The sequence below is a fragment of the Halobacteriovorax sp. RT-1-1 genome (genome assembly GCF_047085455.1).
Classification (GTDB): Bacteria; Bdellovibrionota; Bacteriovoracia; order Bacteriovoracales; family Bacteriovoracaceae; genus Halobacteriovorax_A.
Genome location: NZ_JBKIXZ010000002.1, coordinates 414592 through 438132 on the forward strand (window position 1 = coordinate 414592; position 23541 = coordinate 438132).

24 protein-coding genes and 1 tRNA gene are annotated in these 23541 nt (G+C 35.6%); 18 read left to right on the plus strand and 7 right to left on the minus strand.

All coding sequences use genetic code 11. The features are described 5' to 3' along the window. Window positions 1-64 precede the first annotated feature (64 nt). The 5 genes from ACMAWV_RS12365 to ACMAWV_RS12385 all read left to right on the plus strand — a co-directional run bounded on the left by ACMAWV_RS12365 (window position 65) and on the right by ACMAWV_RS12385 (window position 4073). Entirely contained in the window at window positions 65-973 is a 909-nt protein-coding gene (locus ACMAWV_RS12365) for a LysR family transcriptional regulator (RefSeq protein ID WP_412470294.1), read from the plus strand. A 32-nt stretch (window positions 974-1005) separates the two neighbouring features. Next, window positions 1006-1398, plus strand: a complete 393-nt coding sequence (locus ACMAWV_RS12370) for a MepB family protein (protein WP_412471932.1) — start codon at window positions 1006-1008, stop codon at window positions 1396-1398. Window positions 1399-1414: 16 nt separating this feature from the next. After that, window positions 1415-2260, plus strand: a complete 846-nt coding sequence (locus tag ACMAWV_RS12375; RefSeq protein WP_392993131.1) for an EamA family transporter — start codon at window positions 1415-1417, stop codon at window positions 2258-2260. A gap of 62 nt (window positions 2261-2322) precedes the next feature. Further along, entirely contained in the window at window positions 2323-3585 is a 1263-nt protein-coding gene (locus tag ACMAWV_RS12380) for an NCS2 family permease (RefSeq protein WP_392993129.1), read from the plus strand. Between the two features lie 56 nt (window positions 3586-3641). After that, window positions 3642-4073 carry a thioredoxin domain-containing protein gene (locus ACMAWV_RS12385; RefSeq protein WP_412470293.1) on the plus strand — a complete coding sequence of 144 codons (432 nt, stop codon included), beginning with the start codon at window positions 3642-3644 and terminating at the stop codon, window positions 4071-4073. Window positions 4074-4078: 5 nt separating this feature from the next. On the opposite strand, the gene ACMAWV_RS12390 is transcribed toward ACMAWV_RS12385, so the two are convergent. Then, complete coding sequence (locus ACMAWV_RS12390) at window positions 4079-4660, minus strand: TetR family transcriptional regulator (RefSeq protein WP_392993128.1); 582 nt, start codon at window positions 4658-4660, stop codon at window positions 4079-4081. Between the two features lie 84 nt (window positions 4661-4744). On the opposite strand from ACMAWV_RS12390, the gene ACMAWV_RS12395 reads away from it, so the two are divergent. From ACMAWV_RS12395 to ACMAWV_RS12405, 3 genes are all read left to right on the plus strand, one after another. Next, on the plus strand, window positions 4745-5137 hold the full coding sequence (locus ACMAWV_RS12395; protein ID WP_412470292.1) for a hypothetical protein: 393 nt from the start codon (window positions 4745-4747) through the stop codon (window positions 5135-5137). Then, window positions 5134-5733: a nitroreductase family protein gene (locus ACMAWV_RS12400; RefSeq protein ID WP_392993125.1), complete on the plus strand. Its 600-nt coding sequence runs from the start codon at window positions 5134-5136 to the stop codon at window positions 5731-5733. Before ACMAWV_RS12395 ends, ACMAWV_RS12400 begins: the two co-directional genes overlap by 4 nt. A 321-nt stretch (window positions 5734-6054) precedes the next feature. Continuing rightward, entirely contained in the window at window positions 6055-6873 is an 819-nt protein-coding gene (locus ACMAWV_RS12405) for a C1 family peptidase (RefSeq protein WP_412470291.1), read from the plus strand. A gap of 2 nt (window positions 6874-6875) precedes the next feature. Here ACMAWV_RS12405 and ACMAWV_RS12410 read toward each other — a convergent pair whose 3' ends face one another. After that, window positions 6876-7853: a 2-hydroxyacid dehydrogenase gene (locus tag ACMAWV_RS12410; protein ID WP_412470290.1), complete on the minus strand. Its 978-nt coding sequence runs from the start codon at window positions 7851-7853 to the stop codon at window positions 6876-6878. 91 nt (window positions 7854-7944) lie between these two features. Between ACMAWV_RS12410 and ACMAWV_RS12415 the strand changes: the two genes are divergently transcribed. After that, a complete protein-coding gene (locus ACMAWV_RS12415) occupies window positions 7945-8472 on the plus strand; it encodes a DUF188 domain-containing protein (RefSeq protein WP_412475806.1) in 528 nt (175 codons plus the stop codon). A gap of 253 nt (window positions 8473-8725) precedes the next feature. Here ACMAWV_RS12415 and ACMAWV_RS12420 read toward each other — a convergent pair whose 3' ends face one another. Beyond that, the gene (locus ACMAWV_RS12420; RefSeq protein WP_412470288.1) at window positions 8726-9781 is read right to left on the minus strand and encodes a M4 family metallopeptidase; all 1056 of its coding nucleotides are present in this window, start codon (window positions 9779-9781) and stop codon (window positions 8726-8728) included. A 410-nt stretch (window positions 9782-10191) separates the two neighbouring features. On the opposite strand from ACMAWV_RS12420, the gene ACMAWV_RS12425 reads away from it, so the two are divergent. The 3 genes from ACMAWV_RS12425 to ACMAWV_RS12435 all read left to right on the plus strand — a co-directional run bounded on the left by ACMAWV_RS12425 (window position 10192) and on the right by ACMAWV_RS12435 (window position 14750). Continuing rightward, window positions 10192-11235: a S41 family peptidase gene (locus ACMAWV_RS12425; RefSeq protein WP_412472261.1), complete on the plus strand. Its 1044-nt coding sequence runs from the start codon at window positions 10192-10194 to the stop codon at window positions 11233-11235. Between the two features lie 202 nt (window positions 11236-11437). Further along, window positions 11438-12361, plus strand: a complete 924-nt coding sequence (locus ACMAWV_RS12430) for a hypothetical protein (RefSeq protein ID WP_412470286.1) — start codon at window positions 11438-11440, stop codon at window positions 12359-12361. 673 nt (window positions 12362-13034) lie between these two features. Further along, on the plus strand, window positions 13035-14750 hold the full coding sequence (locus ACMAWV_RS12435) for an amidohydrolase (protein WP_412470285.1): 1716 nt from the start codon (window positions 13035-13037) through the stop codon (window positions 14748-14750). A gap of 421 nt (window positions 14751-15171) precedes the next feature. On the opposite strand, the gene ACMAWV_RS12440 is transcribed toward ACMAWV_RS12435, so the two are convergent. Continuing rightward, a tRNA-Asp gene (locus ACMAWV_RS12440) sits at window positions 15172-15248 on the minus strand. A 180-nt stretch (window positions 15249-15428) separates the two neighbouring features. Between ACMAWV_RS12440 and ACMAWV_RS12445 the strand changes: the two genes are divergently transcribed. After that, window positions 15429-16514 carry an SO_0444 family Cu/Zn efflux transporter gene (locus ACMAWV_RS12445; RefSeq protein WP_103219178.1) on the plus strand — a complete coding sequence of 362 codons (1086 nt, stop codon included), beginning with the start codon at window positions 15429-15431 and terminating at the stop codon, window positions 16512-16514. Between the two features lie 30 nt (window positions 16515-16544). On the opposite strand, the gene ACMAWV_RS12450 is transcribed toward ACMAWV_RS12445, so the two are convergent. Next, window positions 16545-18686, minus strand: a complete 2142-nt coding sequence (locus tag ACMAWV_RS12450; RefSeq protein WP_412470284.1) for a phospholipase D-like domain-containing protein — start codon at window positions 18684-18686, stop codon at window positions 16545-16547. An 11-nt stretch (window positions 18687-18697) separates the two neighbouring features. After that, window positions 18698-19978 (minus strand): hypothetical protein, encoded by a 1281-nt coding sequence (locus ACMAWV_RS12455; protein ID WP_103219180.1) that lies wholly within the window; start codon window positions 19976-19978, stop codon window positions 18698-18700. A gap of 243 nt (window positions 19979-20221) precedes the next feature. Between ACMAWV_RS12455 and ACMAWV_RS12460 the strand changes: the two genes are divergently transcribed. Beyond that, window positions 20222-20674, plus strand: a complete 453-nt coding sequence (locus tag ACMAWV_RS12460) for a hypothetical protein (RefSeq protein WP_103219181.1) — start codon at window positions 20222-20224, stop codon at window positions 20672-20674. A gap of 56 nt (window positions 20675-20730) precedes the next feature. Here the strand turns inward: ACMAWV_RS12460 and def are convergent, their stop codons facing one another. Next, window positions 20731-21243, minus strand: coding sequence for a peptide deformylase (gene def, locus ACMAWV_RS12465; protein ID WP_103219182.1), 513 nt, complete (start codon window positions 21241-21243; stop codon window positions 20731-20733). 52 nt (window positions 21244-21295) lie between these two features. On the opposite strand from def, the gene ACMAWV_RS12470 reads away from it, so the two are divergent. The 4 genes from ACMAWV_RS12470 to ACMAWV_RS12485 are packed head-to-tail and all read left to right on the plus strand — an operon-like array spanning window position 21296 to window position 23430. Then, a complete protein-coding gene (locus ACMAWV_RS12470; protein WP_103219183.1) occupies window positions 21296-21772 on the plus strand; it encodes a low molecular weight protein-tyrosine-phosphatase in 477 nt (158 codons plus the stop codon). Then, window positions 21753-22244, plus strand: a complete 492-nt coding sequence (gene greB, locus ACMAWV_RS12475; protein ID WP_103219184.1) for a transcription elongation factor GreB — start codon at window positions 21753-21755, stop codon at window positions 22242-22244. The genes ACMAWV_RS12470 and greB overlap by 20 nt, the downstream gene beginning before the upstream one ends. 1 nt (window position 22245) lies before the next feature. Beyond that, window positions 22246-22620 carry a DUF6165 family protein gene (locus tag ACMAWV_RS12480; protein WP_103219185.1) on the plus strand — a complete coding sequence of 125 codons (375 nt, stop codon included), beginning with the start codon at window positions 22246-22248 and terminating at the stop codon, window positions 22618-22620. 18 nt (window positions 22621-22638) lie between these two features. Next, on the plus strand, window positions 22639-23430 hold the full coding sequence (locus tag ACMAWV_RS12485) for a hypothetical protein (protein WP_103219186.1): 792 nt from the start codon (window positions 22639-22641) through the stop codon (window positions 23428-23430). Window positions 23431-23541: the final 111 nt, after the last annotated feature.

Genomic DNA, 23541 nt, shown 5'->3' on the forward strand with positions numbered 1-23541 from the left:
TTTAAATTTAATTCAATTTTGCGCTTGAAACAATAAAGCTAATTTGAAATAATTTATTTCTAATATGGAAATAATAGAAAAGACTACATTTGATCGTTTATATGCCCTTCAGGTGGCAACTGTGGTTGCTCGAGAGGGAACATTTACAAAAGCAGCTAAAGTTCTAGGAACATCAGCTTCAAATATAACTAAAGAGATTCAGAAATTAGAGAGTTATCTCGGAGTTGTACTATTTAAAAGAACAACTCGATCTTTTGTTCTTACCGAAGAGGGAATGCTCACTCTTGAGAAGTCTAAAAATCTTTTAGAGGAATTAAATAATCTAGAAGAGCAGTTACATGGAGTTGTTGACTCAGTTAAAGGTGTTATTCGTATTACTGCGCCAACGACAATCGGTCAAAGCTTCTTGGCGTCAATTTTTGCTGAATTTCAGCTTCATTATCCATATGTTGAAATTGATTTGATTTTGACAGATAGAGTACTTGACCCTGTTGAACATAATATCGATTTAAGTATTAGAACGGCATTTCAATTAAAAGATTCAAATCTTTATATGAAAAGAGTTACACAAATCGACCGTGTTATTTGTGCTTCCCCTTACTATATTGATCATTTTAAAAAGCCAACAAACCTTGAATCTTTAAGCAGGCATAACTGCTTGCTATATCTAAGAGGAGATAGCCCTTTTATTTGGAGCTTCAAGAAAGGTCAAAAGATTAGTCATATTCAAGTACAAGGCTCATATAAATCGAATAATTTAATGTCTCTCATAAAGGCTTGTGAGTTAGGAGTTGGGATTCTCAATGTACCTCGTTACTTAGTAGATGAACAAATACAAAGAGGTGAGTTAATTGAATTATTTAAGAGTTGGGAGCTTCCATCTCATAGTCTATTTTTCTTAACCTCTAGAAAACCTTCTAGTTCAAAGAAACTAGAAGTATTAGAAGAGTTTTTATCGGAGAGATTGACATAAAAAAGATAAGTGAAAAACTTGATTCATATATTATTCATGAGGAAGCGCAGGAATATAATGGTTGTTCATATATATATGAAGGAAAGTACTATATTCAACGATCTTCCAAAGTAACACCTAAGAAAGTTGGTCAATTTGTCACATTGTGGAAGAGAGACGAAAGTGGAAAAACAATACCATACCACTTAAATGACCCTCTCGATTATGTTTTGATTATTTGCGATACAGAAAGTGAACAGGGTTACTTCTTATTTCCAAAAGATGCTCTAGTGAAAAAAGGTATTCTCTCTAGTGAATATAAAGAAGGAAAGCGTGGATTTCGTCTTTACCCCAAATGGGATCAACCTACTAGTAAACAGGCTATCAGTTCACAAAAATGGCAACTCGATTATTTCTTTAATGGAACTTTTCAAGGGATTCGTTAGAAGCTAGTATAGCCAAATGAAAAGATTAATACTTGTTACAGTTTTATGGGCATTTTCATTTAGTCTAATAGGGCAATATATTGCTGGTAAGATGGATACCTATCTGGCCATATTTCTAAGACTTTTTTTCGCATTCTTAGTGTTTGTTCCATTTTTAAATTTTAGAAATATTTTTAGAGTAGAATCTCTTAAGACAATGCTCATTGGAATATTGCAAATCGGAGTGATGTACCTCTTTTATTACAATTCCTTTAAGTATCTATCAGTATCAGAAGTAGCACTCTTTACTATTTCAACACCTCTCATTATTTCAATTATTGGAAATATTATTGAGAGACGCTTTATCTTAAGACAGCTCTTCAGTGTTTTCTTAGTTGTTTTTGGTGCGGCCATCATAAAGTGGAGTGAGATCTCAAATGATTATATTATTGGCTTCTTGCTTGTTCAGGGAGCAAATATCTGTTTTGGGCTAGGACAGGTTCTTTATCGCAAGATAATCTCTGAACAAAATCAGATGCAAAAATTTGCACTGTTCTTTTTAGGTGCCCTTATTCCAATCTCATTTGTTTTAATCTCTAGATCAACCTTCGCAAATCTTTCACAAATTACATCCTTGCAGTGGGGAGTCTTGTTGTGGTTAGGCTTTATTGCATCTGGTGTGTGTTACTATCTTTGGAATACTGGTTCTAAGCAAGTTTCATACGGAGAACTCGCTGTTATGAATAATGCAGTTATCCCTGCAGCTATACTTGTTAACGTCTTCTTCTGGGGAGCAAAGATTCAATGGACATCATTTCTACTCGGTGCTTTCATTATAATTTGTGGTATTTTGATTGAAAATAGGAGAACTCAAGATTGTTAATGTAAGAGTTGTGAATATTATTTAAGTTTTTTTGTCCTAAACTGAAATGCTAGAATACATGTATGAAAGCAAATAGTATTCGCACAGAAGTCATAGCAGGAATAACAACCTTCTTAACGATGAGTTATATTATCTTTGTCAATCCGCTCATCTTATCATCAGATGGCACGGGAATGTCTTTTTCTGCTGTTATGACAGGGACTATCCTGGCCAGTTTCGTTGCAACACTTCTTATGGGTCTCATCGCAAAGCTACCTTTTGCCCTTGCTCCTGGAATGGGGCTTAATGCTTTCTTTACTTATACATTAATTCTCGACCAAAAAATTCCCTGGGAGCAAGCCTTGGGCCTGGTCTTTTGGTCAGGTGTTGTCTTTGTTATCTTATCAGTGACGCCATTTAGAGAGAAGTTAGTTAAATCGATTCCAAAGAACTTAAGAATGGCAATGGCCGTTGGGATCGGTATTTTCCTTGCTTTTATTGGACTTAAGAATACCGGTATTATCATTGACCATCCTGTAACACTTGTTCAAACAGCACCGCTTTCAAGTGAGGGGACAGCTGTCATCCTTGGATTTGTTCTAATTATTGCCTTATTTAAGAAGAATATTCCTGGAAGTCTTCTGATAGGGATATTTTTTACTTGGACACTAGGAGCTCTCTTTGGAAAGTCGACTCTTCCTGAAAACTTCTTTGCAACTCCTGACTTTAGCTACTTTATGCAAGCAGATATCTTGGGGGCCTTAAAGATTGCTTATATCCCAAGTATTCTCACTCTTATGATGACTGATCTTTTTGATTCTTTGTCGACTTTTATTGGCGTCGCAGAGACGGCCAATCTTAAAAATGAAAAGGGTGAAATTAAGAATATGAAACAGGCCCTAACTGTTGATGCACTTGCGACTCTCTTTTCTGCATTCTTTGGAACTTCTACGACGACAACCTTTGTCGAAAGTTCCGCTGGTGTCAGTGTCGGTGGCCGCACTGGATTAACATCAGTTATTACAGCGATTTGTTTTCTTCCGTTTCTCTTTCTTGCTCCATTTGCACAGTCCATTCCAAGCTATGCAACGGCCCCTGTTCTTATCTTTGTTGGGATTCTCATGTTTAAGAATATCTCATCAATAAACTTTGAAAAATTTGAAGAAATGATTCCTGCATTCTTATGTATTGTTCTTATTCCACTAAGTTTCTCAATTACAACAGGGATAATGTGGGGATTGTTTGTACATACTATTTTGTATATTGTAGCTGGTCGCATAAAGGACTTAAGTCTAACAGAGTGCTTACTTTCTATTGTTGCCTGTCTATATATAATTTTTCATTGATCTCTATCAAATATTTTTTAAGTTTTTATTGGTATAGTAGGATTAAGGAGTGAAAAATGAAAAAAATTATTATCTGTGAATCATGCGGTGCAATTAATCGAATTGATAAAACAAAACTTTCGGCAAGTGGTGCTGTATGTGGAAAGTGCTCTAAAGATTTGGACACAAGTGCAAAAGTTCAAAGTATTACCTTTGATAAGTTAGAAAAGATCATTCAACACTCTGAGCTTCCTGTCTTTGTTGACGCTTACGCAGATTGGTGTGGCCCGTGTAAAATGTATGGACCAACTTTTACGGAGTTTGCTCAAAAGAATTGGCAGTCTGCAGAGTTTTATAAAATCGATACTGAAAAGAATCCAATGATCTCGGTTAAGTATGGTATTCGTGGCATTCCCACGACTCTAATCTTTAAAGAGGCGAAGTTAGCGCATTCACAAAGTGGTGTTTTACAAGTTGTGCACTTAGATCAAATGCTTTCTAATTTTTAAAATAACTATCTCCAAATGAGCTTAATGAATTTGTCTACTTCTAGTTCAAAATCAAGTCTAGTTTGACTTAAAGAATTAAGCTCCTTCGTATCTAATGTTGCAGGTAATTTAGATGTCTGATAAAGGCCTATGATATATGTATATGTCATGAGAAGATTCTGAGTGGTCTCTTTAATATCACGTTTAAAATGATTAGCAATATTCTTACTTAAATTTAATAAGTCATCTTGGTGGCCCTTTTTAAAAGGGTAGATAATTTCTTTTGTAATATTCTTCTCTAAAATTAGACTTGCTCTGGATAATAATTCTAAGAATTTTGTGTCCTTAGTAAAAGACTTAACAAGCTCTTTAAGGAATGAATCGATACTAGAGGTATTGATGAGTTCATTATTAATATGCTCGAACCACTTCTGATAAAAGTCATAGAGAATATCTAAGTAAACTTCTTCCTTCGTTTTATAGTAGAGGTAGTATGTACCCTTAGCTACTTGGGCCTTGGCCACGATCTGGTTCACGCTAGCAAGTTCAAAATCTGAACTTATAAATAAATCATAAGCACTTGTTTTTATTAATGTTTTCTTATCCATTCTTACCTCTTTTAAAATTTTACTTGATTACTGACCGGTGGTCAATTAAGCTGTGACCACTGGTCATTTTGTAGGAGTGATAAAATGAATTTGAAAAAGCTAAGTAGAAGACTGTTGTATTTTACATTCTTCTATAACTTATTTGGAACAATCTCTTTTGCTTTCCCTGCAGCCTTTAATAATGCTTCCGGGCTTCCTTTTCCACCCCATGCGGTCTATGCAGCATTTGGGGCTGGAAATATTTTTATCTGGTCTTTCGTTTATCTATTTTTGGCCCGTCAAAGAGAATTTAATCGTCCCTTACTATTAGTTGGTGCCATAGGAAAGTTTAACCTTTTCGTTGCTTTGGTATTCGGTTGGTATGCAAAAGAAGTTGGAGGATCAACCCTGGCTCTCGGCTTGGTTGATGTGGCGATGGGAGTCGTTTGGATTAGTTACTTACTAAACTCAAAAAATCAAAAAAAGGAAATGATATGAATTTAATAAAGTATGCACAACAAAGATACTCTGCAAAATTATATGATGAAAGTAAAATGATACCAAAAGAGAAGGTCGATGAATTAAAGTCAGTCCTTCATCTTGCACCTTCATCAATTAATATTCAGCCTTGGAAGTTTACATTTGTTGAAGATAAAAAAGTAAAGTCTGATCTTGCTGATGCCTCACTTTTTAATGCTGATAAAATTAAACAAGCTAGTCTTCTAGTTGTGTTCAGCGTCCCCGAAGATCTTGAAACTTTTGAAGAAATGATTTCTGGAGAAATGCCTGAACGTACACTCGCAATGTACCAAGGTGGCAAAGAACAAATGTCTCCTGAACAGCTTAATGCGTGGTTTACTCGTCAGCTATACATTGCTCTAGGGCAGGCCTTGACTGCGACAGCACAACTTGGTCTAGACTCGACGCCAATGGAGGGGATAGAGGCGGATAAGTACATGGAGATTCTAAAGATGAAAGACTTTAGGCCTGTGGTGGCCCTGGCCGTAGGCTATGCTGCTAGCGATGATTATAATCGTTTAGAAGTTATGCCTAAATCTCGTCGTGCTTTTGAAAAGGTTATTGAGTCGGTATAGGAGTGGTCTAAACGAAGCTCTTAGTTCCATATTTTGGTACTTTGAAATCAGTTGTTCTGCGCTATCTTAATATAGGGTATGGTTTATTCATCATCTAAATCTCATTAGGTGAATATTTGAAGGAGCGTATCATGTTTAACTATTTAGGAACTATCATTATTAAATAATTTCGTAGCCTCCTTAAGCGGAGGCTTTCTTATTTGTACATATTTTCAAACCCTTACAGTTCAACAATATTGTAAAAGTAACTGATTCCTTAGAAGTCATTTGAAGAAGCTCTTCCATTCTATTAAATTCAGCGAGAATAAAGAAGGGAAATTCATGAAAATCATAATCTTAAGCCTATTATTATCTCTTGGTGTTAACGCTGAAATGGTGTCGATTAGACAGTATCAAACTCCAGTTAAAAACCAAAAAGACAGAAATACATGTGCATACTTTGCGGTTACGGCCATGCTTGAGGGTGCCATTAAAAAGAGATTTGATATGGAATTCGATATTTCAGAGCAATTTCAAATCTACTATGGGAAAGAGCACTTTGGAGAGTATCCAAATGCTGAGCATGGGTACACTTACGAGATTGCACGTAATTTTCGCAATCAATACTTCTTTATCGAAGAGGCCCAGCTTCCTTATCAGATGAGTTATTTTGAAAATAATGGCCCTTGCTCGCAATTCGATCCATTTGATGAAAGCGCGCCGTCTTACTGCTTCTCTCATGCTCCAGTCGATACTGGCTCGCTTAAGAGAGTGAAGGTGGATGGGTTAGAAGTTAAAATGGTCACAAATCTGTGGAGCTCTTGGAAATCCAAAACTGATTTATACGAAGATGAGATTAGAAGTGGGAATGGCCTTGTTGCAACAGTTCTCGTTTATTCTCCTCTTTGGGAAAATGCCCATGTGACACTTCCTGATGAAACTTTTGCAAAGTGTGAATCGGGTGAAGTCGCCTGCTATGGCCATGCGATTCACTTTACTGGATACGACAAAGAAAAGAGAATTTTTCAATTTAAAAATAGTTGGTCAAGTGAGTGGGGCGATGAAGGATATGGTTATATGTCTTATGACTATGTCATGAAGCATGCAGTTGATCCCATCTCATTTAGATGGGACCGTTTCTTGGCCGATATCAGAAAATAATATCAAATAAGATATTTAAAATTCTGACTCTCAATTGAATTAATGCTTTCAAATGTTGTCTGTGCAATATTACTTAATGCCTCATGAGTTAAGAAAGCTTGATGAGAAGTAATTAGAACATTTGGAAAAGTCATTAACCTTGCTAGGTCATCATCTTGAAGTACGTCTTGAGAGTGATCGTCAAAGAATAAATTTTCCTCTTCTTCGTAAACATCAAGACCTGCAGCTAAAATCTTCTTTTCTTTCAAGGCTTTTATTAGGGCCTTTGTATCGACAAGCCCACCACGACTTGTGTTGATGAAGACGACACCATCTTGCATCTTCGAAATATTGGCATCATTAATGAGATGATATGAATTTTTATTAAGTGGAATATGAAGTGAGATGATCTTCGATTCTTTTAAAATTTCATCAAATCCAACATACTCAACACCCAGCTTCTCTAACTCAGTGTCTTTTGTTAGGTCAAACGCTAGAACTCGACATCCAAAACCAAGGGCAATCTTACAAAAGGCTTTCCCAATCTTACCCGTACCAATAACTCCAATCGTTTTCTTATAGAGGTCAAAACCAACAAGACCGTCGAGGTTAAAATTACTTTCTCTAACGCGATTATACGCCTTATGAGTTTTTCTATTTAAAGTTAGAATCATTGCCATCGTATGCTCTGCAATGGCCTGAGGAGAGTATTCTGGAACTCTTGTAACAGGGATTTTTTTTGATTTAGCGTATTCCAAATCGACGTTATTAAAACCTGCACATCTTAGTGTGATGAGCTTAATACCAAAATCACTTAGCTGGTCTAGAACTTCTTTACTCACTTTATCATTTGTAAAAATACAAACGACATCATGACCTTTAGCAAGTTGTGCAGTTTCTGGATTAAGTTGCTCTTTGATGAATGTGACATTGTGTCCATTCGCTTGCTTTAATAAATATTCTTTTTCAAAATTGTGGGTACTGAAAACAATTATCTTCATACTTCCTCTCTTAGGCGGTAATAGATTATATCTAGTATATGATACAAATATTGTTAATATTGTAACTTATAATCTTAAAATGAAGTTCTTCATGAAACAAATAATGCTAACACTCTTATCTTTACAAGCATTTGCGCAAGTACCGGCGATTAGACCAAATAACTCTGTTATTATTGAAGATTTTTGTATTTGTAGCGAACAAAAAGATATTCGAGCATCAGCAGGTGAGAGTTGTACTCAAGTATGTCAGAATACTTCTTTTGATATAACAACAATGATTGCTAAAGCTAGCGTAGGAAAAAATATTTCTACCAACCCTGACTTAAGAGATCTTAACGGTTGGTGTTCTCATGATCTTGATAATGGAGCACTTAATCCAGCTTCATGCACATTAGTCGTAACTGATGAAGCAGGGGATCAGTATCGATTACTTCCAAAAACATATAATGGCACGAATTCATTTGAAGTTATTTTAAACGACCTTGCTATTAACCCACGCGGAGAGCTCTATGATGAAGAGAATATTGGAGAGCGCCTTTCAATGAGAGATTTCATGCAAGAGCTGGCCGAGATGGAGTTGCTATTTCATTTTGTGATGACACAGAAAAGAACCTTTTAAAGGATATTGAGAAAACGATTAAGTATCAAATTCCTCAAGATAAGGATCACCCATTTCATGGTGTCGCAGGAGCTCCTACACAACCTCAAAATAATCGACGTCCAGAAAAGAAGAAGCAGGCTTCTTCAAGAAGTGGTGCGAAGTCTAAAGGCAACAAAACGAGTAAGTCGAATAATCAGCAAAGAAGTGCGAGACGCAGACGTGCTGCAAGTAAAGCGAAGTAGATTGAAATAGGTTAGTGGGATTGCTTCTTTTATGGCCCAATATGCTTCCATACAGAAAGCAGGGTTTTAAGTGTTTGCTTATGATTTAAGTCTTGGGCTTCATTTAAATATTTAACTGTTGCCAACTTTATATCCCTGATAGTTGAATTCTTATTAAGATATTTCATGTAAGCATTGAAAAAAACTTCAGTTGCAACCTCATATCCTACACCCTCAAATTCAGCTGTTCCCTCAGACAAGAGATAAAAAGCATTCGTTACTATGCCTGCATTATAATAAACATTAGGGCCATTAGGCTTGTATTCGTCAAAGTTACTTGCTTGACCATTTTGTTCTGGGTTTGAAATATCACGTAAGCAATTACCTTGACCAATATATGCTTCATGTCCTAACCGATAGCAATCTGCACTTGGATTATTTTTAAAGCAAACAAAAACCCCGATAATATCTGCAAATGCTTCATTGAGTGATCCCTGGTCACCTTCGGAAGCAAGTTCTATTGTATTTGCTAACAGCCCATGAGCAAATTCATGGGCAACGATTCCAATACTTGCAGACAAGTGTGTGTGATCTGAAATATCTGAACTCTGCCCGAATGTAATTATATTTTTATCTTTATCCCACCATCTTGCATTATCATTAAATGAGCCTTTTTTTAAAAGCACTGAAATTACTTCCGCGCCTTTATTATCAAAGCTATTAAATCCTAAGTGCTCTTTTACGATTCTTATTGTTTTTATAGTATTAACATGAGTATCTACGAGAGCAGGGTTTGAGAATAAGCAATTTTGTGATTGTACAATTTTTCCTGGTACTCCCCAAAAATCATCAGAGAGGAAATACAATGGATCATTGTTTAGGTTGCCATTGCTGTGACCTGTAGTAGTTGTAACTTTATATTCTTTGGAGTGAAGGTATTGTTGAGCACTATAAATATTTTCAACAACGTCAAACACCTGAATCTGACCACGAGAATCTTTACTATGACATGTGACCATACGGTGATCTTTAAACTGATTAGCAAAGTTATAAGGAAAAGCCTTAAGCGATATGAAAATAGTTACAAGAGCTAATAATTGATACATATGCTCTTATAAGGAATCTAAATATGAGTCGCAACTTATATAGTTATAATTTCAGTGTTTTGTAAAAACTACAGGAGTTCTTAATATAAATATTACAGTACCGAAAGCTTGACCTGCGGTGAGAGCGTAAGCTCTGATCGCTGAGTCTGCATAGGGTTGCGAAAGAATGGAACGAGTGTCAGCTTCGTGAGATTGCAGGGACGCGAAACCGAGATGTAATTACAGTACTTTATGCTAAGTAAATAATTTGATTTATTAAGGAAAGCTGACGAAAAACCGATAATATTTATATGAGATTTTTCATTTTAACATTTTCATTTTTTTCAATATTAGTTTCTTGCTCTTCAACAAATAAGGAAGAGTATTCTTTGGTTTATGATCCATCAAAAAAAGTTAAAGCCCCCCCTATATTGAACAAGGAAAAAATAGATTTAGATGTAAACCTTGTTGAATATATTCTTAAAAATTCCTATTCAGGTTATTTTTTTAAAAATAAAAATAACGTAGAACTAGGAATTAAAAAATTAAAAGAATCTGTTGTAAATATTGAATCGATTAAACCAGGAGATTTTTGTAATGTATTAGGGGAATCATTTTCTCATGTTCAAGATGAGCATTTGACTTTTCAGTTTGGCCCTAGGAAATGTGCGAGAAATACATTCGTTGGAAATGTCGGTAAAAGAATCGATAGTGAAGAGAAGAGACTTTGGACGGTAAAAAAAGTTGTTGAAGGTAATAGTAACGTTCTCGTTATCACTATCTCTTGGTTTGCATCACCCTCTTCAAATAAATGGGATGGGATGCTTAGAGAAATTAAGACGCATTTAGATAAGATCGATTTTGTTGTCGTTGACCTAAGAGGTAATAGTGGAGGAGATGATACTATTGGATATCAGTTAGCAAAATTATTAACTGGTGGCTCTCAGTTTTCTACACCATATGCAAATCAATACAAAGTCGTTACAAGGCCAGGTCTAGAAAGTCGAGCGAACTTATCTTCTTTCTTGGCATATAATGCAGAATCAAAGAAACAAAAAGATTTTTTTTTAGACTTCATAAAAAGAGATAAGCAAAAATATACTAACTATAAAAAAGAGACCGCTATTGTAAATAAAGTGTTACCTAAAGTTGTTAAGGCCAAGGCATTAAAGCCAGTCGTGATTTTACAAGATCGTGCTTGTGCATCTTCATGTGAAAGTACAATAGACTTTTTTGAATATATTGATGATGTAACAAGAGTCGGTGAGAACACAGCTGGTCAGGTTCAATTTGGTAATCTTGGGTTTGTCGTACTTCCTGAAAGTCGCATTCAGATAAATATACCTTCAACATTTAATAGCTATAGAGATAACAGATTTATAGAGTCTATAGGTATAAAGCCCGATGTTAATGTTCCAAAGGGTCAAGATGCATATGACTTTGCGATAACATATATGAAGAATAGACGTAAGTAATAGAATGTACGGTTAGTTATTAGAATTCCCACTATTTACGATTATTTCAATAATCTGATCATCAAAACCATCAGATTCTTATGTATACTTTTTAGACACTTTTACTTTCTCCATAAAAATTCTTCAATAGGACTGTCTCTCGATCAAGATAATCTATAAAATTGATTCGTATTCACATTTTTACTTTGGCCGAGGAGACACTATGAACAAGATTATTATTGGTTTTTCACTACTTTTAACATTACCAAGCATTACAGCTCAAGCAACACCTGTGTTGACATTTGACTCACTAGTAAACCCTGCAAAAGTAAAGCTTGTAGAAGAAAAAGTAACGAACATTTTAACTACGTCATTAGAGCGATCTAAAGTCTTAAAAGAAAACAACGAATCTGATTATAGAGACCTTGTTGAGCATATTAATATGTCATTCAATGGAGAACTTAAGCTTCTTCTAAAAAATAAAATCAAAACTGTATACGAAAGAAGAAAGAATACTTACACAGCAGATGAATCACTAGAAAGTGATGTTGCAGAATTCTTCCAGGAGATTAATGAAATTCATTCAGAAATGTCTGAACTTAGAACTAAGTCTGAAGGAGTTAATGGATGGGAAAAAGATGTCGAGAATAGAACTCACAAGAAAATTGCACAGCTTTGTAAATCTAAAACTTCAAACCTTTGCAATACCTTAGAGAGCCTAATCAGAGGTAGAACATTACATGCAGGTAATAAATGTATTTCGACTTCTCTTTCAAACTGTACTATTGATATTATTAAAGACATTGCTCGTTTAGAAGACAAGCCAGTACGTGAGTACGATAAATCTAAATATATTCCACATAGAAGTATGTATCTTCTTCCGATTAGTTTCTTATCAGAAAATAGCTATATTGATTCTTTAAAAGAAATTCATAGAAATAAGACAGAGATCAAAGTGTCTCATAGTACTTTCTTCAATAACACTATTTCTTATTCAGCTGAGGAAGTAAGTTTCAAGCTTAGTCGTAATGGAGCTTCTAGAGTTATATTTGGAGGCCAATATAGTAAAGTAGAAGATTCATTAGGGTATTTTTATGAACTATACTCTCAAAAAGAAACAACACCGAATATGTCAGCTTCATATTAATCAAGAAAAAGTTATATAGAACTTAAAAACAGTGCTTTAGGGTACTGTTTTTTTGTTTTTACTCGAAAAGAATTTTTATCAAATTCATTAAGAAGAACCCTTTAAAGGGGAGACTAATGATTTTGCCATACTGGCATTTCTTATTTGAAATTTAGTGATATTGAAAATGTTAGTGGGATTGCTTAGTTGGTTACCCTCTCTCGCTCCCATCGTGGTCGCTCATCAGGGTTGCACGGCTTCAATTAGCATACTGCTTTTCTTGTAAGAAAATAGTCATTCAAAAAGTGTTCGTGGGATTGCTTAGTTGGTTACCCGAAAGCTCCCATCGTGGTCGCTTCTGGGTTGAATTGCGTCATCTGCTCCTGCAGATGGCCGCAAACAAAAAAAAAGCCGAGTGGGTTAACTCGGCTTTTAATATCTTAGTCTCCGAAGAGATTAAAACTTGAATGTTACGAAATGAAAATGGCGGGAGCGTAAAGACACGATACCGAGTTAAAATACATATCTTGCAGTTCATTTAGATTTAAATTTAACAAAGAGTATAACAATTTGTGTGGTCATTTTTCTAAAGCTATCTAAGTAGGATAATTTTATGCTATTATTATTCTCAATAGTTTATATTTGTGTGCTCGACAAAATAGCAATTTTTTATAACCTTTGAAAAGGAACTTTTATGAGACTTCTAATTTTAGTTTTCATTGTGTTGTTATCTTCATGTGTGAAAAAAAATAACTTAAATACAAATAAACAAGTATCAATCTTATATGGTGGAGATATTATCACAATGGCCGGTGAGAAGATTGATTATGTTGAGGCACTTGCTCATAGTGATGGAAAGATCTTATATGTAGGAAATAAGGTCGAAGTTCAAGAGAAATATAAAAACGCAAAGATGATAGACTTAAAAGGTGGGACACTAATGCCAGGCTTTATTGAACCTCACTTACATGGTTCATTAGCAGCAGTCTTTCTACAAAATGAAATCATTGCTCCTTATGATTGGGTGATACCATCTGGAGTAAAAAAAGGTGTTGTTGGGCATAAAGCGTATATTAAAAGAATTACGGATTCTATAAAGGCGAATGCTAAAAAAGATAAAATATACTTTATCTGGGGATACCACCAATTATGGCATGGTGATATGTCTCGACAGATTCTAAACAACATTACAAAAGAATATCCCGTTGCTATTTTACATCGTTCATTTCATGAGATTTTCTTAAATGATGCTGCTATAAAAAAACTAGGAATTAAGGAAGAAGACTATAAAGCTAATCCTCAAGTAGAGTGGGGAAGAGGACACTTTTATGAAGGTGGTTGGTTAGCGCTGGTACCTAAAATGGCACCATATCTATTAGAACCTAATAGTTACTTGGCAGGCCTTAGTAATCTATCTAAGCTTCTACTATTAAATGGAGTAACAACTGCTGCAGACCCTGGCTTTCCAAACTCAAACTTTGAACAAGAGCTAAGTCTGCTTATGAAAGAAATGAGTAAGAATCCCCCTTATGATTTCTATCTTATTCCAAATGGTACTCAATTATATTCAATGAAAGGTGGAAACAAAAATACATTAAAGTTCATTGAAACTCTTAGTACAAATCCAGAATATAATAGTACTAATCTGAAGTTTCTTCCAAAGCAGGTAAAGCTCTTTGCAGATGGTGCCATATATTCTCAACTAATGCAGATGAAAGAAAACTATACTGATGGCCATAAAGGTGAATGGATGACTCCACTTGATCTACTTAAAGAACAGATTGAAATGTATTGGAAAAATTCTTACAAAATTCATATGCACTCGAATGGAGACCTTGGTCAGCAACAAGTGATTGATTATGTTAGAATTGCTAAGAAAAAATATCCACGTAATAATCATCGCTTTACACTTCATCACATGGGGTATTTTGATGAAAAGATTGCAAATGATATGTCTGAATTAAATATGGAAGCATCTGTGAATCCTTATTACTTATGGGCCTTAGCAGATAAATACACAGACTATGGTCTAGGAAAAAAAAGAGGTCACAATTTAGTGGCCATGAAGTTATTAATTGACAGAAAAATACCCTTATCTTTTCACTCCGATTTTTCGATGTCACCAGTCGAGCCCTTAACCTTAGCTTGGACAGCAGTCAATCGAGTTACGTCTGAAGGAAGTTCTGTTTCACAAGATCAGAAAATTTCTGTCTTTGATGCTATGAAGGCCATCACGATTACAGCAGCACGAACACTCGATCTTGAAAATGAAATTGGAAGTATTGAAGTAGGTAAAAGAGCAAATTTTACACTTCTAAAAGAGAACCCTTTTAAAGTCAAACCAATAAAGATTAAAGATATTAAAGTTGAAGGTGTGATTTATAATAGTGTCACTTATCTGAATGAATAGCTTATAAAAATGTTATTGAGATTGCTTAGTTGGTTCTCCTGACCTTATGATCAGGATGATCGGTATGTCTGTGAGAGGCTGGAGCCGAAGCAGACCCCCTTCCGGGTCGGTCATGAGTTGTTCGTCGTCATTTTGCCATCGTGGCATCTTTAGTTTGAAATTAAGTGTTATCGAAAATGTGATTGAGGTTTCAGAGTTGGTTACTCGAATCGTCCCATCATCGTGTATACGTATAAATGTAGGTTGGAAATTTTGCGGAGAACCCTCTCTCCCTCGCATCCTGCTCGGTCGTGCAGGGTTGTTCCGCGCAAAATGCCTTCGTGGCATTTTTCGCGTCCAAAAAAAAAGCCGAGTGGGTTAACTCGGCTTTTAATATCTTAGTCTCCGAAGAGATTAAAACTTGAATGTTACGAAATGAAAATGGCGGGAGCGAAGGGACTCGAACCCTCGGCCTTCTGCGTGACAGGCAGACGTTATAACCAACTTAACTACGCCCCCGCATTTCGTAAGACTTAATATAGGGATTTCGGTTTCATTCGTCAATAGAAAAATTTAAAAAAAGTTCAATTTTTTTAGCCTGTCTATAAAATTTGTCTATGGTTGTGTGAAAAAGCCAGTAATAAAGGACGTTTCAGAATAATTCTGCTAAGATTGGTCAACGAAAAAAAGGTAAATTTTATGAGTTTTTTAACGTCACTTTGGAATTATATATTAGTATCGGCTCCGTTTTTAATGTTTGGGCTTCTTGCTGCAGGAGTTATTAAAGCTTTTATCTCTGTTGAGCGCATAAAGAAGGCAATGGGTGGTAAGGGATTAAAGGGAGCGGTAAAAGCCTCTGTCTTAGGTATTCCACTTCCTCTTTGTAGTTGCGCTGTTATTCCTACTGCGGCCACATTAAAAAAGCAGGGGGCTTCAAATTCGGCCACTTCTGCGTTTTTGATTGCAACACCTGAGTCTGGGGTTGATTCAATAGCCATGACTTATGGAATGATGGATATCCCAATGACGATCATCCGCCCAGTCGCTGCTTTTGTGTCGGCGTTTGTTGCTGGTGCTCTTCAATTAGTTTTTAAAACAGATAAAGATGTTGAACAGGTTAGTGGGGAAGTTAAGCCTAGTTGTTGTGGAAGTTCAAAAAAGAAAGATGAAAGTGTTATTGTAAAGCAAAGCTTTGCAAAGAAGGCGCAAGCTTCTGTTCACTTTGGATTTGTTGAGCTTGTTGATGATATGGCCATCTGGCTTGCCTTTGGTATTGTGGCCGGAGCATTCATTGACTTTGCACTTCCTGCTAATTTCTTTGATGGCCTTTCTGGTTGGGGTGGAAGAGGGGCAATTCTACTTGTAGGGATTCCTCTTTATATTTGTGCATCAGCGACGACACCTATTGCAGCTTCTCTTGTAATGAAGGGAATGAGTCCTGGTATGGCATTACTTTTTCTTTTAGTAGGTCCAGCGACGAATATCTCAAATATTTTAGTTATCGGGCAGTATATTGGAAAAAAAGGTGTTGTGATCAACCTTCTTTCAATTGCTCTTGTTGCGCTAGGTTTTTCTTTCTTAACGGACTACCTTTACAGTGCATTTTCATGGCCTCTTAACTTTAATGTTTCTCATCACAATCACGAGACATCAAGCTGGTGGGAAGTTTCATTAGCGGTAGTGTTTACACTTCTACTTCTTCGCTCACTACTATTTGTCGAGCTACCTAAGAGAGTAAAGAAGTATTTTGAAGATAAAGGAAATTCAGGTAGCTGTTGCGGTTAACAGCTACCTGTTTGAATATAGAACTCTTTATTATTTGTGGCGTTTTTCGATATCGTCTTTTGACTTATAGATCATACTTCCAAGAGCATTGATAATTGAAGATGAGCGTTTTCCAAAAGCAACCCCTTGAACATTTGCCTCAAAATTTTCGATATCAAAGATCTCCATCTTTTCTGAGTCATGCCAGTCTCGACTAAAGCGTCTTTCAAAGCTTGCTACTTCTTTCTTATCAAAGATCTGTGCACCAAATTCTCTAAATGAACCTTGGAGAGTATCTGGATTAATATTTGATGAACCACCTAGAACAGTGATTCCATCAATCGATGTAATCTTTCTATGGTTTTCTTGGTGATATTCTTTAGTTGAGCCGTCTGGAAAGTTTGCTGTAATACCATAAGTCTTACGTGCACGTACTTGAATTCCTGCATCAACAAGCTTTTTAACGAATAGGGTATTTGGGAGGCCGTTCATTCCAAAGTTTCCGTTGTGATCGATAACTAGCTTAATATCGAGAAGAGGGTTCTGTCTCTTGGCCTTTACAAGGGCATCGATTACATATGAGTCATATAGGAATAGCTGTTCCATAAAAATATTCTTTTCTGCCTTTGAGATCATATCAACGAGGATATTTCGAACATTCTTAATTGTTCCATCAACATCGGCTTCGGCAAGGCGAATAACGGAGTCACCTTTAATTTCATACTTTTCTTTCTTGATTCGCATATCTTCTAAGATTTGATCTTTTTGAGAGAGGTAGGCACGGTTATCGAAACCTTGTTCTTTATAGTAGAAACCTACTAGCTCTTTTGGGTCTTCCGTAAGTGCCGCTTGAAGATCGCGGTAGTAAGAAGCTTGAACAAGTCCTGCTGCAGCACCTGTTACGTAGATAGCATCATCGTAGTAGTAACCACCACTATGGTCAGTCCAGTTTTTTGAACCAAAATATGCTTGTGCATTTTCAGTGTTTCCATCAACGACAATTACTTTAGAGTGATCAATTTTTGATTCAAAATATGTACTGCCTGACTCAAAATATTTGATCGCTTCAGCAGTTTTTGGGATTAGTTTTGTAATTCCAAAAGGGATACCTGGAGGGTGACGCTGAATATTTGCCTGAAGTAATGAGACACTTTTCTTTAAAATAGGGTCTTTTTCACGACGCTCTTTAATGTATTCAAAGATCGGCATCATCTCATCTAACATATTATAGTTAGTAGCATAGTCGTGTAGTAGGACAACTTTAAAATTAGGGTTTTCTTTAAGCTTCTCTTTCGTTTGATCTAAAAGATACTCTGATAGAGTTGCTCCAAGAGTTCCTCCGAAGAGAAAAATATCGATAAAGATTGAGTCCTTAGAACTTGCAATCATATCACGAATCTTAATGTAAATCGGATCCTGTTGAAAAATGATATTTCCTGTAGGATCTTCAGGTGTTGGCATCTTAATATAATCAGAATCGAAGTCTAGAGTCCCACCTGCAAAGATAACTCTTTGATTCAGCCAATCGATACGCTCTAGCGAACGCTCGTTCTCCGAGACGATTTCTGTTTTATTTGAAGGAACAAAACCAAGCGCTGAAAGAGAGTAGTTATTAATATCACTAAATGTTTCTGAAAAATCAATTGTTGCAATTTCATTCTCTTTAATACTTCCGATTACATCTTTACTGCTTGCGATTTTCATTGCCTGTAGCTTTAATGTTGGAAAATAAGTTGAAATAGAATTTGATGTGATTCCTTTTCTCGTGATCTTTGTAAGAAGCTCTTGTGCAGCTTTTTTATCCTTATCCTTCGTTAGAGGATTATCAATAAAGTCTCTGAGTATAAATAGTTTATAGGCCAGGAAGTAGTAGAGAACCTTACCAAGCTCTTTTTCATTTGGAGAAACTTTTGTCCAGTAAGTAACAGGCATTGCTATTTTATTTGGCAAAACTTCGTCAATATTCTTTAAGAACTTTACTGCTTGTTTCTCTTTCGATTTATCGAGCTCTTTTATCGCATCAAAGAAAGTCGGAGCATGAGCATAGTCACGTTTTCCATAGACTGATTCGTAAGACTCTAGAAATAGTTTCTGTGAGTCGAGACGGTCTTTGATATTAAAGCTTGCTGCAAATGATTGCGTAGCAAGAGTTGAAAGTAGAGCTGTTGTTAATAATTTCTTTGTCGATTTCATTGTCGATCCTATTATTTAATAAATTTCTCTAGATTAAGTTTTTGTACAAGAAAGTCTGTATTTTCTTGTAGAAGAGTTTTTCTGATTGCATCTTTAACATGCATTCTTAAATCAAAATCTCTTGGGTTTGTCGTAATGCGACTCTTGCTCGTAAACTTCTTGTCTTTATGACTGTAAACTAAAGTTTTTAGCTCACCGTTGAAGTTTGTACGGATTGTGCCATTAGAGTAGTCTCCTTGAAATTTGAATTTGGAAGTTCTAATGTCGTTCTTTTTATCAAATACACTAAAAAGTCTTTTGAAGAAGCTATCGTACTTCTTATCAAGGGAAACAATCTCGCCAAAGTGAAAGATCGTTTTAGTTTTCTTAGGAACCAAGCTATCAAGATTGTATTCATAGATTGTATCAACAGTAAGAACTTGTGGTTCTTCATTCTTTGCTTCAAATTCCTGCTCTGTGATATTCAAATATTTTGATTTAAATGAATCTATTTTTAAGTCTGTAGGGTAGTTGATACGATAATACTTACGAAGTCGTACATATCCCTTTATTCCATTCTTTTTTGGATTTGGAATAGGTTGAGATATCTTCCAGTCTGTATCAATTAGCTCTGATGTCAGTGTAATTGCCCCACCGATATATTGATAAATATCGTTAGAAATTGGGATTTGTGTATCTAGGACACGATGTGAGAAATTCTTATTATAAGTTTGGAAAGCTTCATAAAGTGATCCTTGAGTCTCAAGGTTTATAAGTTGATTTGTTTGTAACTCATCCTTATATGAAACAGAGTCTTTATTGTAAGGTGTAAACATAATATCGAACTCAAAATTAGAATCGATAAGCTTATGAACCTTAACTGTATAAACAAAAGTATTGAGGAATTCTTTTGTTAATTCAGGAAGTAGTTCCGATTTTAAAGTCGTCCCTTCCTTATTTCCTTTTTCGATAAGTCTTTTGAATCCAGCACTAAGGCCTTTTTCAATTGCTTCTTTACCGTTTTTTGTGAAGTATTTAGCGCCTTTGTCTGACCAGAAGTCTACAGACATCTTGTAGTCGACATTTCCATTGAAGTCTTCATAGATGACATACTCTTCAAAAGGGAATAGTTGTGGGAACTCTTTGTATTCGCCAGGAACTTTTTGAGACGCTGGAGCTCTTCGTTCATGGATTTTTTCTTTCGAATAGACGTTATCAAACTTAGATGTTGAAAAGAATTGATATGCAACAAATGCATTAACACTAAGTACGCACGCTAAAGCAATAAAACTTTGTTTCTTACCTTCACTCATAGTATGTCTCTCTCATTAGTATTTATCCTTCTTATCTTGTCGGATTTTAAATGCAAAAACTTTACTTTAAATTCGTAATCTCTTGAAAATACTTGATAGAAGTAAAGTCAGACTCTATCACTTGTAAAAATAGCGAGTTGTTTTTTATAAAATCTCGCTCGACATATTACCTTTATTTAAGTTTAGAAAAATCTAGTTGGGCGTTATCGTTATTTACAACCAAAAAAAACATGGAGGAAAAAAATGAAAAAGGTAATTCTAAGTCTACTTCTTGCAACAGGTCTTTCTTTTAATGCGTCTGCAGCAGTTGGTATGTTAACAGGTAACTGCTACATCGCTTATACTGGACTACTGGCAATGAAAGTAGGTGTTGGTTACTCAGTAAAAGCAATCTTCTCAGGTGACCAAAAAGATTGGGCAAAAGCCGCTAAGATTGGTCTTGCTGGATTAATTGTTCTTGATAATGAAGGACTAGCAGAGTTTGGTCCTGTGTATGGAACAATTAAAGGTGTGAGTGCAGATCAAATTGCTATCTACAACTCTGAAGTTGAAGAAGCAAATTTAATCCTTGAAGAAGTTGTTGCTCAAATGGATCGAGACACTTCTGTAGCAGAGACTAAAGAAATTTGGGCACGCTACGAATCATCACTATCTCCTGAAACATTAGATGTAATGCGTGCAATTGTTTCAGAATAATAAATAAAACCTTCTACAAAAAGAAAGGCCCTCTTTATTAAGAGGGCCTTTTTATTTTATAAATTTTCTTCGTAAACGAGCTTTTTTATATCCTTTACATTATCTACGTAAAGTTTCCCATATAGATGGTCGATCTCATGTTGAAAAACTGTTGCTAAAAAGTCTTGTGCTTCAAAAACGACTTCCTCTGCCTTTTCATTTAAATATGTCACACGAATATGATTTGGTCTTTCTACATATCCTCTCAGTCCAGGAACCGAAAGACACCCTTCCCAATATCCATCTTCTTGTTCTGTTAAGAACTCAATTCTTGGATTGAAAATAATGAGCTTTCCACTTGGTGTTGCATCTTCGTATCGTGAATCCTCAGGTACATCAATTATTGTAACTTTCTTAGAAACACCAATTTGGGGAGCAGCAATTCCTATTCCACCTACTGCTAGCATTGAATCATTCATATCTTCTAGAAGTTGCTTTGTCTCTTCACTAAGAATTTCTTCTTTAGTAAAATCTTGTGCTATTTCTCTTAGAACTGGATCTCCCATTGTTCTGATTCTTTGTACTGTCATAATTTTATTCCTTTAAATTTACTTTCACCCTCGATTCTATCATAATTTCGTAATGAAAATCTTATTTGTTTGTCTTGGAAATATATGTCGTTCACCGGCCGCTGATGGGGTACTTCTACATCGTATTCAGGAGCTGGCCTTAGAAGAACAGATTCAGGTTGATTCTGCAGGTACTAGTGCCTATCACGCAGGAGAAGGTGCCGATAGACGTATGCAGGAGCATGCCTTGAAAAGAGGATATAAGCTTCCAAGTATTTCAAGAGGTTTCACAAAAAGAGATTTTGAAGAGTTTGATCTTATCGTTGCTATGGATAAGTCTAATTATCGAAATATTTTAAAACTTGACCCTGAGGAAAATTATAAAAATAAAGTTAAATTATTTTGTAGTTTTTGTAGTGGTCCATATACTTCATATGAAGAAGTACCCGATCCATACTTTGGTGGTGCAAGAGGCTTTGAGGAAGTGATGGACCTCGTTGAAAATGGAGTAGAAGGAATTCTAAGTCAATATGGCAATAAAGAAAGATAATTATATTACTCCCAAAGGCTTTGCAAAGCTTGAAGAAGAGTTAAATTTTTTAATGAAAACTGAAAGACCAGAGATAACTGAAACAGTTAAATGGGCTGCTTCACTTGGAGATCGATCTGAAAATGCTGATTATCAGTATGGAAAGAAGAGGTTGCGTGAGATCGATCGTCGCATTCGCTTTCTAAATACAAGAATCAATGCCGCCTTAATTGTTGATCCTCTCTCTGTCACAACTGATAAGATTCAATTTGGTGCAACGGTTACCTTAGAAGATGAGAATGGAAAAGAGAAGAAATATTCAATTGTAGGCGTCGATGAAGTGGACACGACAAAAGGATATGTCAGTTGGAAGTCTCCAATTGCTAGGGCCATGATTGGAAAAGAAGAAGGTGATGAGGTTATTGTTCAGGCACCAGGGGATGATTTTGAGTACACTATTATAGAAATTAATTATATTGATATTGAGGTATAAGATGATTATTGAATGTCCTGTTTCACTTGGTGAGCTCGTTGATAAGATGACTATCTTAAAAATTAAGACAGAGCGTATAGAAGACAATGAGCGCGTATCTTTGGCACAGGCCGAATATGATGAATTAGCGAAAACTTTGGCCGAACTAAATTTAGAAGGAATAGAATCTTTTATGAGTGAGCTTAAAGAGATTAATGAGAGGCTCTGGGTAATTGAAGATGATATCCGTCTTAAGGAAAAAGAAGCAGACTTTGGTGAGGAGTTTATCTCTCTGGCACGTAGTGTCTATAAAACAAATGATTTAAGATTTAAGGTTAAAAATTCAATCAATATGAGTTACAATTCAGGCATAAAAGAAGTCAAATCATATAAATAAATAACAAAAGAGTATTTAATGTCGAAAATTCCAACGAATTTAAAGTACGAACTTTATGAAAAGTCAGTCCAAAATCACGAAGTTGATATTGAATTTATCAACAAAGAATATAAGAAGATTTTTGGCCGCTCTCCAAGATCTCTACGTGAAGACTTTGGTGGTACAGCTGCAATGGCCTGTGACTGGGTAAAAGAAGGGAAAGATCGTGAAGCTTGGGGTATTGATCTTGATGAAGAGCCACAGGCATATGGAATGGAAAATCACTACTCTCGTTTAACAGAAGAAGAAAAAACACGTATGCATTATATTAATGGAAACGTGCTTGATGATTATGAATTTAAAGCTGACGTTACGGTTGCTTTTAATTTTTCGTATTTCATCTTCAAAGAAAGAAATGTTCTTCTTAATTATTTTAAACAAGTAAAAAAGAATATGGGACCTGAAAGTATCTTTATGGTGGATATCTTTGGTGGTGAAGAATGTCGTCAAGAGCTAGAAGAAGAGACTGAGCACGATGATCACACTTACTACTGGGATTGTGATAGTTACAATCCATTAACAGAGGAAGTTCAGTACTATATTCACTTTAAAACACATAAAGATGGAAAAATGTATCGTAAGGCCTTCTCATATGATTGGAGACATTGGTCAATTGGCGAGATCAAAGACATCATGAAGGATGCTGGATTTGAAAATATCATTACTTTCTGGGAAGGTGAGGATGATGATGGTTCAGGTGATGGTATCTTCTATCGTTCAACTGTTGAAGAGAACTGTGAGTCTTGGGTGACTTATATCATGGCCTACTAACGTATTTTCAATGCCTTAGTTAGTGTAAATTCGACAGAATTTCTTAAAACCTAAATAAATTCACATTTTTAGTGCTACAAGCTACTGTTTTTAAAATCTAAATAGGACAGT